The organism is Paenibacillus sp. UNC496MF, from assembly GCF_900113915.1.
GTDB classification, from domain to species: Bacteria; Bacillota; Bacilli; order Paenibacillales; family Paenibacillaceae; genus Paenibacillus_Z; species Paenibacillus_Z artemisiicola.
In genome coordinates, this window is sequence record NZ_FORE01000010.1 from 202157 (window position 1) to 218017 (window position 15861).

13 protein-coding genes are annotated in these 15861 nt (G+C 66.8%); 7 read left to right on the forward strand and 6 right to left on the reverse strand.

The genetic code is table 11. The annotated features are described in order from the left end of the window. The first annotated feature begins 119 nt into the window (after positions 1 to 119). From thiC to BMZ79_RS18805, 4 genes are all read left to right on the forward strand, one after another. Positions 120 to 1883, forward strand: a complete 1764-nt coding sequence (gene thiC, locus BMZ79_RS18790; RefSeq protein WP_090642440.1) for a phosphomethylpyrimidine synthase ThiC — start codon at positions 120 to 122, stop codon at positions 1881 to 1883. A gap of 78 nt (positions 1884 to 1961) precedes the next feature. After that, on the forward strand, positions 1962 to 2828 hold the full coding sequence (gene thiE / locus BMZ79_RS18795; RefSeq protein ID WP_090642441.1) for a thiamine phosphate synthase: 867 nt from the start codon (positions 1962 to 1964) through the stop codon (positions 2826 to 2828). Between the two features lie 5 nt (positions 2829 to 2833). Continuing rightward, positions 2834 to 3694: a thiazole synthase gene (locus tag BMZ79_RS18800; RefSeq protein WP_305728351.1), complete on the forward strand. Its 861-nt coding sequence runs from the start codon at positions 2834 to 2836 to the stop codon at positions 3692 to 3694. Beyond that, complete coding sequence (locus BMZ79_RS18805; protein WP_090642443.1) at positions 3691 to 4911, forward strand: FAD-dependent oxidoreductase; 1221 nt, start codon at positions 3691 to 3693, stop codon at positions 4909 to 4911. The genes BMZ79_RS18800 and BMZ79_RS18805 overlap by 4 nt, the downstream gene beginning before the upstream one ends. A 172-nt stretch (positions 4912 to 5083) precedes the next feature. Here the strand turns inward: BMZ79_RS18805 and BMZ79_RS18810 are convergent, their stop codons facing one another. Then, positions 5084 to 5383 carry a carbohydrate ABC transporter permease gene (locus BMZ79_RS18810; RefSeq protein ID WP_256252832.1) on the reverse strand — a complete coding sequence of 100 codons (300 nt, stop codon included), beginning with the start codon at positions 5381 to 5383 and terminating at the stop codon, positions 5084 to 5086. A 44-nt stretch (positions 5384 to 5427) separates the two neighbouring features. Here BMZ79_RS18810 and BMZ79_RS35510 point away from each other — a divergent pair, with 44 nt between their 5' ends. After that, entirely contained in the window at positions 5428 to 5790 is a 363-nt protein-coding gene (locus BMZ79_RS35510; protein ID WP_090642444.1) for an S-layer homology domain-containing protein, read from the forward strand. 324 nt (positions 5791 to 6114) lie between these two features. On the opposite strand, the gene BMZ79_RS18820 is transcribed toward BMZ79_RS35510, so the two are convergent. The 3 genes from BMZ79_RS18820 to BMZ79_RS18830 are packed head-to-tail and all read right to left on the reverse strand — an operon-like array spanning position 6115 to position 10346. Next, positions 6115 to 8085, reverse strand: a complete 1971-nt coding sequence (locus BMZ79_RS18820; RefSeq protein WP_090642446.1) for an ABC transporter ATP-binding protein — start codon at positions 8083 to 8085, stop codon at positions 6115 to 6117. Continuing rightward, positions 8082 to 9812, reverse strand: a complete 1731-nt coding sequence (locus tag BMZ79_RS18825; RefSeq protein WP_090642447.1) for an ABC transporter ATP-binding protein — start codon at positions 9810 to 9812, stop codon at positions 8082 to 8084. The genes BMZ79_RS18820 and BMZ79_RS18825 overlap by 4 nt, the downstream gene beginning before the upstream one ends. A 6-nt stretch (positions 9813 to 9818) precedes the next feature. Beyond that, the gene (locus BMZ79_RS18830; RefSeq protein WP_177222208.1) at positions 9819 to 10346 is read right to left on the reverse strand and encodes a MarR family winged helix-turn-helix transcriptional regulator; all 528 of its coding nucleotides are present in this window, start codon (positions 10344 to 10346) and stop codon (positions 9819 to 9821) included. A gap of 223 nt (positions 10347 to 10569) precedes the next feature. On the opposite strand from BMZ79_RS18830, the gene BMZ79_RS18835 reads away from it, so the two are divergent. Then, complete coding sequence (locus BMZ79_RS18835) at positions 10570 to 12228, forward strand: glutamine--tRNA ligase/YqeY domain fusion protein (protein WP_090642451.1); 1659 nt, start codon at positions 10570 to 10572, stop codon at positions 12226 to 12228. Between the two features lie 317 nt (positions 12229 to 12545). On the opposite strand, the gene BMZ79_RS18840 is transcribed toward BMZ79_RS18835, so the two are convergent. Next, positions 12546 to 13136 carry a nitroreductase family protein gene (locus tag BMZ79_RS18840; protein ID WP_371263744.1) on the reverse strand — a complete coding sequence of 197 codons (591 nt, stop codon included), beginning with the start codon at positions 13134 to 13136 and terminating at the stop codon, positions 12546 to 12548. 321 nt (positions 13137 to 13457) lie between these two features. On the opposite strand from BMZ79_RS18840, the gene BMZ79_RS18845 reads away from it, so the two are divergent. Further along, positions 13458 to 14297 (forward strand): molybdenum cofactor guanylyltransferase, encoded by an 840-nt coding sequence (locus BMZ79_RS18845; protein WP_177222209.1) that lies wholly within the window; start codon positions 13458 to 13460, stop codon positions 14295 to 14297. A 178-nt stretch (positions 14298 to 14475) separates the two neighbouring features. Here BMZ79_RS18845 and BMZ79_RS18850 read toward each other — a convergent pair whose 3' ends face one another. Then, positions 14476 to 15714: a nitrate/nitrite transporter gene (locus BMZ79_RS18850; protein ID WP_090642719.1), complete on the reverse strand. Its 1239-nt coding sequence runs from the start codon at positions 15712 to 15714 to the stop codon at positions 14476 to 14478. Positions 15715 to 15861 lie beyond the last annotated feature (147 nt).

Genomic DNA, 15861 nt, shown 5'->3' on the forward strand with positions numbered 1-15861 from the left:
TCGCTTGGCGGCGATCTCCGCCGCGCGGTCCCGTTCGTTTTTTCGCGCGCCTCGCTTCCCTTTGCAGGCCTCCTGGTGCGTTTCCGCCGAGATGGACGATTATGAGGAGGATGTGCGAAATGACAATGATGACGACTCCGCTGCCGGGAAGCCGCAAAGTATACGCGGAAGGGAGCCGGCCCGACATCCGCGTGCCGATGCGCGAGATCGGCCTGACGCCGACGGAAGGAAGGAACGGCGGCGCGCGGCCGAACGCGCCGATCGCCGTGTACGACACGAGCGGACCCTACACCGACGAAGCGTACGAGACGGACGTAAGACGGGGACTGCCGGCGCTGCGCGGCGGCTGGATCGCGGAGCGCGGCGACACGGAGGCGTACGAGGGACGGACGATCGCGCCGCTCGACAACGGGTTTCATAGCGAGTCGGCCGCTTCGCGGGGCGGCGCGGAGACGTTCCCGGGCTTGACGCGGCGGCCGCTGCGGGCGCGCGAGGGCGGGAACGTGACGCAGCTGCATTACGCGCGGCGCGGCATCGTGACGCCGGAGATGGCATTCATCGCGATCCGCGAGGGCATGGCGCCGGAGTTCGTGCGGGACGAGGTGGCCGCCGGGCGGGCGATCATTCCCGCGAACGTCAACCACCCCGAGAGCGAGCCGATGATCATCGGGCGCGCCTTTCACGTGAAGATCAACGCCAACATCGGCAACTCCGCCGTCGCGTCGTCGATCGAGGAAGAGGTCGAGAAGATGACGTGGGCGACGCGCTGGGGCGCCGACACGATCATGGACCTGTCCACCGGCAAGAACATCCATACGACGCGCGAATGGATCGTCCGCAATTCGCCCGTGCCGGTCGGCACGGTGCCGATCTACCAGGCACTCGAGAAGGTGGACGGCAAGGCGGAGGACCTGACGTGGGAGGTGTTCCGCGACACGCTGATCGAGCAGGCGGAGCAGGGCGTGGACTATTTTACGATTCACGCGGGCGTGCTGCTCCGTTATATCCCGCTCACGGCGAAGCGCGTCACGGGCATCGTGTCGCGCGGCGGCTCGATCCTGGCGGCGTGGTGCTTGGCGCATCACCGGGAGAACTTCCTGTACACGCATTTCGAGGACATTTGCGAAATCATGAAGCGTTACGACGTGGCCTTCTCGCTCGGCGACGGCCTGCGTCCGGGCTCCATCGCCGACGCCAACGACGAGGCGCAGTTCGCGGAGCTGGAGACGCTCGGCGAGCTGACGCGGATCGCGTGGAAGCACGACGTGCAGGTCATGATCGAAGGGCCGGGCCACGTGCCGATGCACCTGATCAAGGAGAACATGGACCGCCAGCTCGAGGTCTGCCAAGAGGCGCCGTTCTATACGCTCGGGCCGCTGACGACGGACATCGCGCCGGGCTACGACCACATCACGTCGGCGATCGGAGCCGCGATGATCGGCTGGTTCGGGACGGCGATGCTCTGCTACGTGACGCCGAAGGAGCATCTCGGCCTGCCGAACCGGGAGGACGTGAAGGACGGCGTCATCGCGTACAAGATCGCCGCCCACGCCGCCGATCTCGCCAAGGGCCATCCCCGGGCGCGGCTGCGCGACGACGCCTTGTCGAAGGCGCGGTTCGAATTCCGCTGGAAGGACCAGTTCCACCTGTCGCTCGATCCGGAACGGGCGATGGCGTACCACGACGAGACGCTGCCGGCGGAGGCGGCGAAGTCGGCGCATTTCTGCTCCATGTGCGGGCCGAAGTTCTGCAGCATGCGGATCACGCAGGATATCCGGGATTACGCGGAGGCGAACGGGCTGGAGACGCGCGAGGCGATCGAGGCCGGCATGAAGGAGCAGGCGAGCGCGTTCCGTTCGGGCGGCGGGACGATCTATTCGTAGACGGCCGGCGCAGGCGGGGGAAGCATGGCGGAAAGAGGGAGCATCGCGCAAAGAGGAAGCATGGAGAGGAGAGCGGGCATGGAACGACGAAATTGGCGGGACTTCAAGCTGTACGCCATTACGGCGGCGAACTATCATCCCGGCCGGGGGCTGCCGGAGGTCATGGAACAGGCGATCCTCGGCGGCGCGGACATCGTGCAGCTGCGGGCGAAGGACGCCTCGAAGGAGGAGCTGCTGCGGGACGCCCGGGCGCTGCGCGAGCTGACGGCCCGGTACGGGGTGCCGTTCATCGTCAACGACCATCTCGACGTCGCGCTCGAGGTCGGCGCGGACGGGGCGCATTTCGGGCAGGACGATATGCCGCTCGCGGAAGCGAGACGGTTGCTGGGGCCGGACGCCATCATCGGCATCTCGACGCACAGCCTGGAGCAGGCGCTGGCGGCGGAGCGCGGGGGCGCCGACTATATCGGCGTCGGCCCCGTCTTCCCGACGGGCACGAAGCCCGGCAGGGCGGCGGTCACGACGGCGTACGTGCGCGAAGCGGCGGCTAACGTGTCGATTCCGTGGGTCGCCATCGGCGGCATCACGCTCGCGAACGCGGACGAGGTGCTGGCGGCCGGCGCGACGCGGATCTGCGCGGTGTCGGCGATCGTCGGCGACGCGCGTCCCGCGGACGTCTGCCGGGCGTTCCGTGCGCGGATCGACGCGGCGGCGGAGCGGGCCGCGGAGATTAGCGCGCCGGCGGCCATCGCGGTCGTCGTGAACGGGCGCCGCGAGGAGACGGCCGCGCGGACGGTCGCGGAGCTGGTGGAGGCGCTCGGCCTGGCGGGCAAGAGCCTCGTCGTCGAGCTGAACGGCGTCATCGTCGCCCGCGAAGCGTGGGAGACGGCTTCGCTGGCGGACGGGGCGGCGCTGGAGCTGGTGCATTTCGTGGGAGGAGGGTGAGGCGAATGGCGGAGCTGGAAGCGATGGGCTATCGCGCGGAAGAGGATTGGCTCGAAATCGGCGGCAAGCGGCTGCGGTCGCGGTTCTTCCTCGGCACGGGCCGGTTCCCGAGCCCGGCGGTGTTCCGGCTGGCGCTGGAGGCGTCGGCGGCGGAGGTCGTGACGTTCGCGGTGCGCCGCGTCAATCTCGATTACGCGGAGGACGACGCGATTCTGCAGCATATGGACGGAAGCGGCTACGTCTATCTGCCGAACACGTCGGGCGCGGGCAACGCCGACGAGGCGGTGCGGATTGCCAAGCTGGCTCGGGCGGCGGGGCTCAGCGACTGGATCAAGGTCGAGATCAGCGCCAATCCGCGCACGCTGCTGCCGGATCCCATCGAGACGCTGCGGGCGACGGAGCGTCTCGCGCGCGAAGGCTTCGTCGTGCTGCCGTACACGTCGGACGATCCGATCCTGTGCAAGCGGCTCGAGGAAGCCGGCGCGGCGGCGGTCATGCCCGGCGGCGCGCCGATCGGCACGGGGCTCGGCTTGCTGAACCCGTACAACCTCGGCCTGATCGTCGAGGAGGCCGGGGTGCCGGTCATCGTGGACGCCGGCATCGGCGCCGCGGCCGACGCCGTGCAGGCGATGGAGCTCGGCGCCGCCGGCATCCTGGCGAATACGCCGGTCGCCAAGGCGCAGGACCCTGTCGGCATGGCGCGGGCGATGCGCCTGGCCGTGGAGGCGGGCCGGCTGGCGTACCTGTCCGGCCGGATTCCGAAGCGCCGCTACGCCTCGGCCAGCAGCGAGGCGGAGGGCGTGCCGCCCCTGGCGGCGAGCGCCGCCGCGGGCGCGCGGCCGGACGCGCGGGACGGCCGCGGATGAGCCGGCGCGTCGTCGTGCTCGGCGGCGGCATCGTCGGCCTCGCCTGCGCGTTCGAGGCCGCGCTGGCCGGCGACGCCGTCACGGTCGTGGAGCCGGGCCGCGCCGGCGGCCAGGCGTCGGGCGCCGCGGCCGGCATGCTGGCGCCGTACACCGAGAACCCCAAGCTACCGGACGCGTTCTTCCGGCTGTGCCTGGACAGCCTGCGGCGCTATCCCGAATGGGTGCGCCGGATTGAGTACGTGTCCGGCCTGTCCGCGGAGCTGACCGCCTCCGGCAGCCTGACGGTCGCGCTGCACGAGGCGGACCTGCAGCCGCTGCAGGCGCGGCTCGCCTGGCAGCGCCGCTACGGGGCGGATGCCGAGCTCGTCGGCCCCGAACGGCTGCGCGAGCTGGAGCCGCGGCTGACCGAGGCCGCGGTCGGCGCGCTGCATTGCCCCGGCGAGGCGCATGTACACGCGCCGAAGCTGGTCGCCGCGCTCGAGGCAGCCTGCCGCCGGCTCGGCGTGCGCCTCCTGGAGCACGCCGGGCGCATCGCGCCGCCGCGGGTCGCCGGCGGCCGCCTCGAGCCCGCCGCGGAGACGGCGGCGTACGGGCGGATCGCCGGCGACGCGCTCGTCGTCTGCGCCGGCGCCTGGGCGAACGCCTATGCCGAGGCGTGCGGGTTCCCGATCCCGGTGCATCCGATCCGGGGGCAGATCTGCGCCTTCGAGCTGGCCGGCGCGGGCGGGAACGCCGCGGCCGGCAGCGCCCCGCACGGCGGCGCGGAACACGACCGCCGTGCTTCCGCGCCGGAATCCGTGCGGCACATGGTGTTCTCGAGCCAAGCGTACTGGGTGCAGAAGCGGGACGGCCGGCTCGTCTGCGGCGCCTCCGAGGACGCGGCGGGCTACGACGCCTCCGTCACGGAGCGCGGCATCGCCCGGCTGACCCGCTGGACGCCGCGGGTGTTCCCGTTCCTCGCCGGGCGCGCGCCCGCCATGACGTGGGCGGGGCTGCGGCCGGCCACGGTCGACGGGCGGCCGCTCGTCGGCGCCGTTCCCGGCAGCCCGGACGCGCTGCTCGCGGCCGGCCATTACCGCAACGGCATCCTGCTCGCCCCGGCGACCGCCGCGCTGATCGGCGGCCTGCTGCAGGGCCGGCCGCCGGAGCCGGAAGCGGCGGCGAGCTTCGCGCCGGAGCGGTTCGCGCGCGGCGCCGTCCGCGCGAATCGCGGCTGAAGGACCGCCGCGACCGACAAGGGCTCCGCCCCGCCATGATCCCTGGCGGCGGCGGAGCCCTTGTCGCTTGTTCAGCCCTTGATGCCCGTCATCGTAATGCCTTCGATGAAATATTTCTGCGCGAAGAAGAAGACGATGAGCACCGGCGCGCTCACGAGCGTCGCGGCGGCCATCATCGCGCCCAGTCGGCCGTGCCGTACTGGGTTTGGAAGAAGCTGAGCCCGATCTGCACGGTGCGCAGATCCTCGCTGTTCGTGACGACGAGCGGGCAGAAGAAGTTGTTCCACGTCCCCATGAACGTGAAGATGCCGAGCGTCGCGAGCGCCGGGTACAGCAGCGGCGCCACGATGGCCCGCACTATTTTCAGGTGGCCCGCCCCGTCGATCAGGCCGGACTCGATGATTTCGCTCGGGATGGTGGCGATGAACTGCCGCAAGAGGAAGCAGCCGAACGCGCCGGTCAGGCCGGGCACGATATGGCCGGCGTACGTGTCGACCCGGTGCAGCTTCGACAGGCATGGCGCGGTTCCTGAACCTGCAGGCCGGCACCCCGATCGCGCTGCGCATTCAGGGCAGCTGGGCGTCTTCGGCCATCGAGGCGCTGTACCGCAGCCACATGATCAGCGGCTACGGGGACGGCACGTTCAAGCCGAACAACGCGATCAAGCGGGTGGAAGCGGTCGTGCTGATCAACGCGATGCTGTTCCGCGGTCCGCTGACGGACATCGCGCCGATGTTCCCGGACGTGCCCGCGGGCTACTGGGGCTTCGGGCAGATCGTAGAAGCGTCGTTCTCCCACGCCTCGAGCCGGAATGACGAAGGCCAGGAGCATTTCATCAAGCAGATCGCCGATCAAGTGAAAGAAGAGCAAGTAAACTAAGCAAGTATAAGAGCACGCGCGATAAGCGGTTCCAAAAGGCCGCGAGCCCGCAGTGACGGGGCTCGCGGCTTCTTTACGCCCGAAGGCGGCGTACGGCAGGACGTTTGCGGCGAACCGGGGGGCGGCCGCGGCGGACTTACGCGCGCGCCCGGCGCGAACGGCAAAAAGCCTCTCCGGTTTCGGAGAGGCTTTTGTCGTGCGGAGATGCGTCGCGCTGCCCTGGGCACGCGCGGCGCATCTCGCCGCTGCCGAGCTGACGGCAAGGCTCGCGGCTCTGCCGCCGGGGTTGCCGCCGCGTGTGCCGGAGACGATAACCCGGCCGGGTCAGCTGACGTCCTGCGTCCGCTTCTGCGTGCTGAACTGGCTCTCGTACAGGTCGGCGTAGAAGCCGCCCGCCGCGAGCAGCTCTTCGTGCGTGCCCTGCTCGATAACGGTGCCGTGGTTCATGACGAGAATGAGATCGGCGTCGCGAATCGTCGAGAGGCGGTGCGCGATGACGAAGCTCGTGCGGCCCTGCATCAGCTCGCTCATGGCGCGCTGGATGTGGATCTCGGTCCGCGTGTCGACGCTGCTCGTCGCCTCGTCGAGGATGAGGATCGCGGGATCCGCCAAGATCGCGCGGGCGATGGTGAGCAGCTGCTTCTGCCCTTGCGAGATGTTGGACGCTTCCTCGTTCAGGACGGTGTCGTAGCCCTCCGGCAGCGTGCGGATGAAGTGGTCCGCGTACGCCGCGCGGGCGGCCGCCACGACTTCTTCCTCCGTCGCGCCGATGCGGCCGTAGGCGATGTTGTCGCGGATCGTGCCGTTGAACAGCCACGTGTCCTGCAGCACCATGCCGAACAGGCTGCGCAGGTCGCCGCGCTTCAGCTCGGTCAGCGCCGCGCCGTCGATCGTGATGCTGCCGCCGTTCAGCTCGTAGAAGCGCATGAGCAGGTTGATCAAGGTCGTTTTGCCCGCGCCGGTCGGGCCGACGATCGCGATCATCTGGCCGGACTCGACGTGGATGTTCATGTCCTCGATCAGAGGCGTGTCGTCCTTGTAGCGGAACTGCACGCGATTGAAGCTGACGTCGCCGCGCACCTTGACGGCCTTGCCCGGAACGGCGTCCTTCGCGTTCGCCGCGAGGGCGGCCGGCTGCGCCGCTTCCGGCACCTCCTCCTCCTCGTCCAGCAGCTCGAAAATCCGCTCCGCCGACGCGATCGTCGACTGGATGACGTTGGCGATCTGCGCCGTCTGCGTGATCGGCATCGCGAACTGGCGGGAGTAGGAGATGAACGCCTGCACGTCGCCGATCGTAATCCGGCTGTGCAGGACGAGGATCCCGCCGGCCACGCTGACGAGCACGTAGCCGATGTTGCCGATAAAGCCCATGACCGGCATGATCATCCCGGAGACGAACTGCGCGCGCCAGCCGGACTCGTACAGCTGGCCGTTCACTTCGTCGAACTTCGCGACGGAGCTCTTCTCGCGGCCGAACGCCTTGACGATGTTGTGGCCCGTGTACATTTCCTCGACGTGGCCGTTCAGCTCGCCGAGCGCCTTCTGCTGGCCTTTGAAATACAGCTGCGACCGTTTCGCGATCATCTTGATCGCCAGGAAGCTGAGCGGCAGCGTGACGATCGTGATGAGCGTCATGATCCAGCTGATCGTGAGCATCATGACGATGACGCCGATCAGCGTGACGAACGAGGTGATGAACTGCGTCAAACTCTGCTGCAGCGTGCCGCTGATGTTGTCCACGTCGTTGACGGCGCGGCTCAGGATTTCCCCGTGCGTGCGGGAATCGAAATATTTGAGCGGCAATCGCTCGAGCTTCTCGTTGACGTCCTTGCGCAGGCCGTAGACGGTCTTCTGCGCGACGCCCGCCATGACGTACTGCTGGATGAAGCCGAACAGGGCGCTGATGATGTAGAGGACGCCCAGCAAGGCGAGAATTTGCCAGATGTAATGAAAATCGATCTTCGCGCCCGGCGTGCCCTGGATCTTGCCCATAAGGCCCTCGAACAGCTTCGTCGTCGCCTTGCCCATGATTTTCGGGCCGACGATGGAGAACACCGTGCTGAGCACGGCCGTCAGCAGGACGACGAGCAGCGAGACGCGGTACGGGCGCAGGTAGCCGATCAGGCGGCGCAGCGTGCCCTTGAAATCCTTGGCCTTCTGCACGGGCATGCCCATGGCGCCCGGGCCGCGTCCGGGTCCGAAGCCGAAGCCGGGTCCGGCGCCTCCGGGCCGCTGGCCGGGTCTGCCGGCGCCGCCCGGGCCGCCGCCCGCGGATCCGCGTTGTTGTTCGCTCATGCGATTTCCTCCTCCGAGAGCTGTGACGTCACGATTTCGCGGTACACGGGGGACGACTGCAGCAGCTGGCGGTGCGTTCCGATCGCGGACACCTTGCCGTCGTCGAGCACGATGATGCGGTCGGCGTCCATGACGGTGCTGACGCGCTGCGCGACGATCAGGACGGTGGCGTCCGACGTCTCGCCGCGCAGCGCGGCGCGGAGCTTGGCGTCGGTCTTGAAGTCGAGCGCCGAGAAGCTGTCGTCGAACAGGTAGATCGACGGCTTGCGGACGAGCGCCCGCGCGATCGACAGCCGCTGCTTCTGGCCGCCGGACACGTTGGTGCCGCCCTGCGCGATCGGGGCGTCGAAGCCGTCCTTCATCTCGGAGACGAAGTCGTACGCCTGCGCCACGACGGCGGCATGGCGGACTTCCTCGTCCGTGGCGTCCGTCTTGCCGAAACGGATGTTGTCCGCGATCGTGCCGGTGAACAGCACGGCCTTTTGCGGCACGAGGCCGATGCCCGAGCGCAGTTCTTCCTGCGTCAGCTCGCGGACGTCCGTGCCGCCGATCGTGATGCGGCCGCCGGAGACGTCGTAGAAGCGCGGGATGAGGTTGATCAGCGTCGATTTGCCGGAGCCGGTGCCGCCGATGATGGCGGTCACTTCGCCGGGACCGGCCGCGAACGAGATGCCGGACAGCGCCGGCATTTCGGCGCCCGGGTAGTGGAACGACACGTCGTGGAACGCCAGCTCGCCGCGGACGGACGGACGCTTGGCGCCGCCGTGCGCCGGGTCGTGAATGTCCGGCACCGTGTGCAGCACTTCGTTGATCCGCGTCGCCGAAGCCGACGCGCGCGGAATCATGACGAACATCATGGAAGCGAAGATGAGGGCGAACATGATCTGCCACGCGTATTGGATGAAGGCCATCAGGTCGCCGACCGCCATGTGGCCGTCTTCGATGCGAAGGCCGCCGAACCAGACGATGAAGAGGCTGGCGAAGTTCAGCACGAGCATCATGATCGGCATGAGCGACGCCATGATGCGGTTGACCTTGATCGCGGTGTCCGTCAGATCCGCGTTCGCGTCGTTGAAGCGCGCCTGCTCGTGCTTCGAGCGGTTGAAGGAACGGATGACGCGCATGCCGGTCAGGTTCTCGCGCAGCACGAGGTTCAGCTTGTCGATCTTGACCTGCATCACTTTGAACAGCGGCACGCCGCGGCTGACGACGGCGAAAATGACCAGCGCGAGGATCGGCACGATCGCGATGATGATGAGCGACAGATGGGCGTCCTTGTAGAGGGCCATGATGATGCCGCCGAAGCACATCATCGGCGCCGCGACCATGACCCGCATCATCATCATGAGCACCTGCTGCACCTGCGTGATGTCGTTCGTCGTCCGCGTGATGAGCGAGGCGGTGCCGATTTTATCGAACTCGTGGAGCGAATACTTCTCTACGTGGGCGAAGACGCGGCTGCGCAGGTCGCGGCCGAAGGCGCTGGACGACTTCGCGGACAGGAAGCTCGCGCCGATGGAGCAGAGGCCGCCGAGCAGCGCGATGAAGAGCATGAGGCCGCCGATTTTCCAAATGTACGGGTTGTCGCCCTTCACGACGCCCTTGTCGACGATGTCGGCGAGCAGCGTCGGCAGGTACAGGTCGGACAGCGACTGGAGAAACACGAACAGCAGCACGAAAAAGACGAGCAATCGGTACGGTTTCAGCATGCGGAGCAGTTTGACCATGGAGATTCATTCACCTTCTTTGGACGTAGTGGGGGGATTCCAGCCGTTCCGGCACGGGCCGCCGTTTCCCGGTCCGGCTTCGTCGCCGCCGAAGAACGAAGCGACGTCGTGCAGCAGCTCGACCAGCTGATGCGCCCGGTCCGAGCCGAGATGCGCGACGAGCCGGGTCATCCGCTCCTGCATCGCGTCCTGCGCGAGCCCGGTCAGGCGCATGCCTTCCTCCGTCAGCGTGATGCGGACGGCGCGGCGGTCCTGCGGATCGGCGCTGCGCTGCAGCAGCCCTTTGGCGACGAGCAGGTTGACGCTCTGCGTGATCGTCGGGGACGCCACGTTCAGCATCGTGCTGAGCTCCGACGCCTTGACGCCGGCCGGATTGCGGTCCGTGGCCCGGCGGATGCAGAACAGCGTCATCGTCTCGCTCGGCGTGCAGTTCTCGATCGGGTTGCGGTTGTTCCACGGGAGCTGCCGCAGCTGACGCAGGGCGCGGATGAGCTCGTGCGCGGAGGGGCTGGGGTGTTCGCGGTCATCCTGCATAAGCGGGTACTCCTTTGCTTGCCAATTAATTTGTTTAGCTAACCTAAGTATATGAGAGGGACGGAGAATGTCAAGAATCGTTTTTCCGGGCATGCTCGCCAAGTTGCTATTTATAAAGACGTCTAGTTTTGTGTACAATAGTAGGATAAGAGCGGATCGGCTTCCGTTCGAAGCCGGCGCTTCGGACGGCGCATTCCGCTAGAGTGGAGAAAGGTTGGTCGTTATGGAGAATAAGACATCATCCTCTAATTTTATCAGGAACATCGTGAGCGACGACCTGCAGTCCGGCAAGGTGGGCGAGGTCATCACCCGCTTCCCGCCGGAGCCGAACGGCTACCTGCACATCGGGCACGCGAAATCGATCTGCCTCAACTTCGAGCTGGCCGACGAGTTCAAAGGCAAGACGAACCTGCGCTTCGACGATACGAATCCCGTGAAGGAAGATACCGAATACGTGGACGCGATCCAGGAGGACGTCCGCTGGCTCGGCTTCGAGTGGGACGACCTGCGTTTCGCCTCGGATTATTTCGAAGAGCTGTACGACCGCGCGGTGCTGCTGATCAAGAAGGGCAAGGCGTACGTCGACGACCTGACCGCCGAGCAAATGCGCGAAATGCGCGGCACCCTGACGCAGCCCGGCCAGAACAGCCCGCACCGCGACCGAAGCGTCGACGAGAACCTGGACCTGTTCGCCCGCATGCGCGCCGGCGAATTCAAGGACGGCGAGCGCGTGCTCCGCGCCAAGATCGACATGGCGTCGCCGAACATCAACCTGCGCGACCCGGCGCTGTACCGCATCGCGCACGCCCATCATCACCGCACGGGCGACGCGTGGAAAGTCTATCCGATGTACGATTACGCGCATCCGATCAGCGACGCGATCGAAGGCGTGACGCATTCCGTCTGCACGCTGGAATTCGAAGACCACCGGCCGCTCTACGACTGGGTCATCGAAGAATGCGAGATGTCGGCGAAGCCGCGCCAATACGAATTCGCCCGCTTGAACGTGACGAACACGATCATGAGCAAGCGCTACTTGAAAATGCTCGTGGACAAAGGCGTCGTCGAAAGCTGGGACGATCCCCGCATGCCGACGATCAGCGGCCTGCGCCGCAAAGGCTTCACGCCGGAAGCGCTGCGCGCCTTCTGCCGCGAGATCGGCGTCGCCCGCGCGTACAGCGTCGTGGACGAGCGCATGCTGGAGTTCTTCATCCGCGAGGACCTGAAGCTGAAGGCGCCGCGCACGATGGCCGTGCTTGATCCGCTGAAGGTCGTCATCACGAATTACCCGGAAGGGCAAACGGAGCTGCTGGACGCCGAAAACAATTCGGAGAACGAAGCGATGGGCATCCGCCAAATCCCGTTCTCGCGCGAAATCTACATCGAGCGCGACGACTTCATGGAGAACCCGCCGAGCAAATATTTCCGGCTGTTCCCGGGCAACGAGGTCCGGCTGAAGAACGCGTACTTCATCAAGTGCGAGGACGTCGTCAAGGACGCGGACGGCAACGTGACCGAGCTGCGCTGCACGTACGATCCGGAGACGAAGAGCGGCACCGGCTTCACCGGCCGCAAGGTCAAGGGGACGATCCACTGGGTGGAGGCGTCGCAAGCCGTGCCGGCGGAATTCCGCCTGTTCGAGCCGCTGCTGCTCGACGACGAAGCCGACGGCGGCAAGGAGTTCCTCGACCGCATCAACCCGAACTCCCTGACGACGCTGCAAGGCTTCGTCGAGCCGAACATGAAGGACGCCAAGGGGCAGGACAAGTTCCAATTCTTCCGCCACGGCTACTTCAACGTCGATCCGAAGCACTCGACGCCGGAGCGGATCGTGTTCAACCGCATCGTGTCGCTGAAGAGCTCGTTCGACCCGAAGGCGTGACGCTTGTGAGCTAGCCGGCGAGTTGAATGCCGGCAGATACGTGAAGGGCCGTGCCTGTGGGGGCGGTCCTTTTTGTTTGTTTGGGGAGAAGGCGACAATGAGCGGAAGCGCGCGTCGTTGTTGAGGCGGGGGTTACCGCAGGGTTGGGACATGCACCGTACGTGGTACCGTACATGGGGCGGATTTGGCGTTTGGAGGGTGCATGTACCGTACGTGATACCGTACGTGCGAATCTAAGGCGGGAGGCCCCTATCATAAAACAAGCCGTACGCCCTCATGGCGTACGGCTTGCTTGCGTCGAATAGAGAATCAGGCGGTCAGTGCCACTTCACGACGTCCCCGTACGGCAGGAAGGAGCGGTCGCCCGGCGTCTCCGCCGGCCGGCCGAACGGCATTTGGGCGATGAGCGTCCACGAGGCGGGGACGTCCCACTCCGCTTTCACCTGGTCGTCGATGATCGGGTTGTAGTGCTGCAGCGACGCGCCGAGACCTTGTTCGGTCAGGCCGAGCCAAACGGCGTATTGGAGCAGCGCGCTGCCTTGATGCGACCAATTGTGGAAATGCATCTGGTACGACGGCGACGATTTCGCCTGCATGGCTTTGACCGTCGTTTCGTCCTCGAAGAACAGCACCGTGCCGGCGCCGCCCTTGAAGCCGTTCATGCGGTCCTGCGTCGCGCCGAATTTTTCCGCCGGGACGTGGGCGCGCAGCGTTTCGGTCACGAGGTCCCACAGCTTGGCGTGGTTGGCGCCCGTCAGCACGACGAGGCGGCCGCTCTGCATGTTGAAGGCGGACGGCGCGTGCAGCGCGTTCCGAATCACGTCCTCGACCGCGGCGCGCGGCACCTCCGGCGCGTTGGTCAGCTTGCGAACGGAGCGGCGTCCTTTGACGATTTCAGCGAACGACATCGATCTCATCCTTTCGTCGGGAAAATGGAATGGCGGTCAGGCTGGTCATCCCGTGCCGCCCGTCTGTTACGAGGGGGGGGCGGGACGCTCGTTCACGGGCGGGAACGGCACGGCGAGCAGAGCCGGCTTACAGACCGGCGGCCGCGCAGCCTAGCGTTCGCTTTCGCCGTTCATTTCTTCCTGTTTTATTATAGACTTCCTTCCGGTTCGGCTGCAAAGCCCGCAAGCTTGCGCCGGGCTTTCTTCACAATCTCTTCATGGCCCTCTATACTGGAGAAAACGCGCATCTAGCGAAAAAGGAGCGGAAGGAGCGTCATGCGCATGAGAGCGGAGGAAGTGACCGGCATCCTCCTCGCGGGCGGACGGAGCTCGCGGATGGGACGCAACAAGGCGCTGCTGCCGGTGGGCGGCAAGCCGCTGCTGCGGCTTGCGGCGGAGGCGATGCTCGCCCTTGGCCTGCGGCGCGTCGTCGTCGCCTGCGGCCCGGCGGAGCGCGCGAACGAATACGGGCCGCTGCTCGCGGGCTTGCCGGGCGAGATCGGCTTCGCGGCCGACCGCTTCCCGGATAGCGGGCCGCTTGCGGGGCTGCATGCCGCGCTGACATCGATGCCGGCGCCCGGCTACGGCTTCGCGATGGCCTGCGACATGCCGGCGTTGTCGGCGCCGCTGCTGGCGCGGCTGCTTCGGGCCGCCGCGGAGGCGGGGCCCGGCGGAGCGGGCTGGCCCGATGCTGCCAGGGCCGTCGGCGTTTCCGCGTCGGAACCCGCCGGCAACGAAGTCGTCGCGGGCCCGGGAGAAGCGGGCGCGCCGGCAGGCGGCATTGCCCGCGGCGCGGCCGGCGCGCCTCCGAACGCGGCCGAGCCGGCTGCCGCAACCGCGGCTGCCGGAGGCGCCAAGACCGAAGGTCGCGAGGCATTCCGCGGCCCGCAGCTGATCCGCGCGGCGGGGCAGCCCTTCCACGCGCTGTACCATACGAGCGCGGCCGCGGAGCTGGCGTCGCGGCTGGCGCGCGGGGACCTGCGCGTCATGGCGCTCGCCGGCGCGCTGCGGACGCTCGAGCTGACGCCGGGCGCGGACGAGGAAGGCGCGTTCGCGAACCTGAACACGCCGGACGCGTACGAACGGTACGTCCGTCTCGGCGAACAACCGAAAGCCCCTTGACCGTTTGCGGAAGATCCGCGCGGGTCAAGGGGCTTTGCCTTTATCTCGCCATTGTCCTTGTCTTTATCGTCGCCATTGCCTTTATGATTGCTGCAGTGATCTTTAAAGTTGCCGTTAATGTCGCCAATCGTGGCCGTTGCTTTATCTCCCAGCGCCGCGGCGTCGCGGCCGCCCGCTTCTACGAGGCGACGCCGCCCGGCACGCTCGCGTCGACGCGGGCTTTGCCGCCGCTGCCGATCCACGATTTTTTCCACGAGCCTTGGATCAGGAAGATCAGCGCGACGCACAGCGCCGCGACGCCGCTCACGATCAGGAAGCCGGGCGCGTACGAGCCGGTGGACAGCTTCAGGTTGCCGAGCAGCTTCGGCAGGAAGTAGCCGCCGAGACCGCCCGCGGCGCCGACGATGCCGGTCACGATGCCGATCTCGTTTTGGAAGCGGAGCGGGACGAGCTGGAACACGGAGCCGTTGCCCATGCCGAGCGCCATCATGCCGACGAACAGCAGCACGAGGATGATGGGGAGCCCCGGGAGCGACGAGATGCACGCCATCATGAGCGCGACGATGCCATAGAGCAGCATCAGCATGCGGATGCCGCCGATCCGGTCGGCCAGCCAGCCGCCGACGGGGCGGAAGAAGCTGCCGGCGATGACGCACAGCGTGGTGAAGTCGGCCGCCCGCACGGGGCTCAGGCCGTATTGGGTATTGAAGAAGATGGTCAGGTAATTGGACATGCCCACGAAGCCGCCGAACGTGACGCCGTAGAACACGCAGAACATCCACGTGTCGCGCTGCCGCAGCACGGCGCCGTAATCGGACAGCTTGCGCGGCGCGGGCTGGTTCGGGCTATCCTTCGCCAGAATGGAGAAGACGATGAACACGATGGCGATCGGGATGAGCGCGAGGCCGAAGACGACGTGCCACGTGCCGAAATGCTGCGCGATCCGGTTCGCGAACAGCGTCGAGAACACGGTGCCGCTGTTGCCGGCGCCGGCGATGCCCATCGCCAGGCCTTGGTATTTCGGCGGGTACCAACGGCTCGCGAGCGGCAGGGCGGCGGCGAACGAGGCGCCGGCGATGCCGAGCATGAGGGCGACGCCGTACAGCTCGTTCAAGGAGTCGACGAACTTCCAGCCCCAGACGAGCGGGACCATCGTCAGCAGCAGCCCGAGCTGCCCGGTGCGCTTCGGCCCGATGACGTCCGTGAGGTAGCCGAGCACGAGGCGCAGCACCGAGCCGCCGAGGACGGGCAGCGCGACGAGGTTGGCCTTCTGCGCGGCGTCCATTTGGTAGTCGCCCATAATGACGACGGCGAGCGGCCCGAGCAGCGACCAGACCATAAAGCTCAAATCGAAATACAGAAACGCGCTCAGCAGCGAAGGGCCGTGCCCGCTTTTCAAGAAACTTTTGCGATCCATCATCCTGCAAAACTCCTCTCCATGGTTGGCGTTGCTTCTTTCTCTCCATCTCTCTTGCCGGATGCCGGCCGGCGGAACTACGCGAACGGGCAGGGCCCGGAACAACCGGAAAAGGCCGCATCGCAGTCAAAAAGAACTGCAACGCGG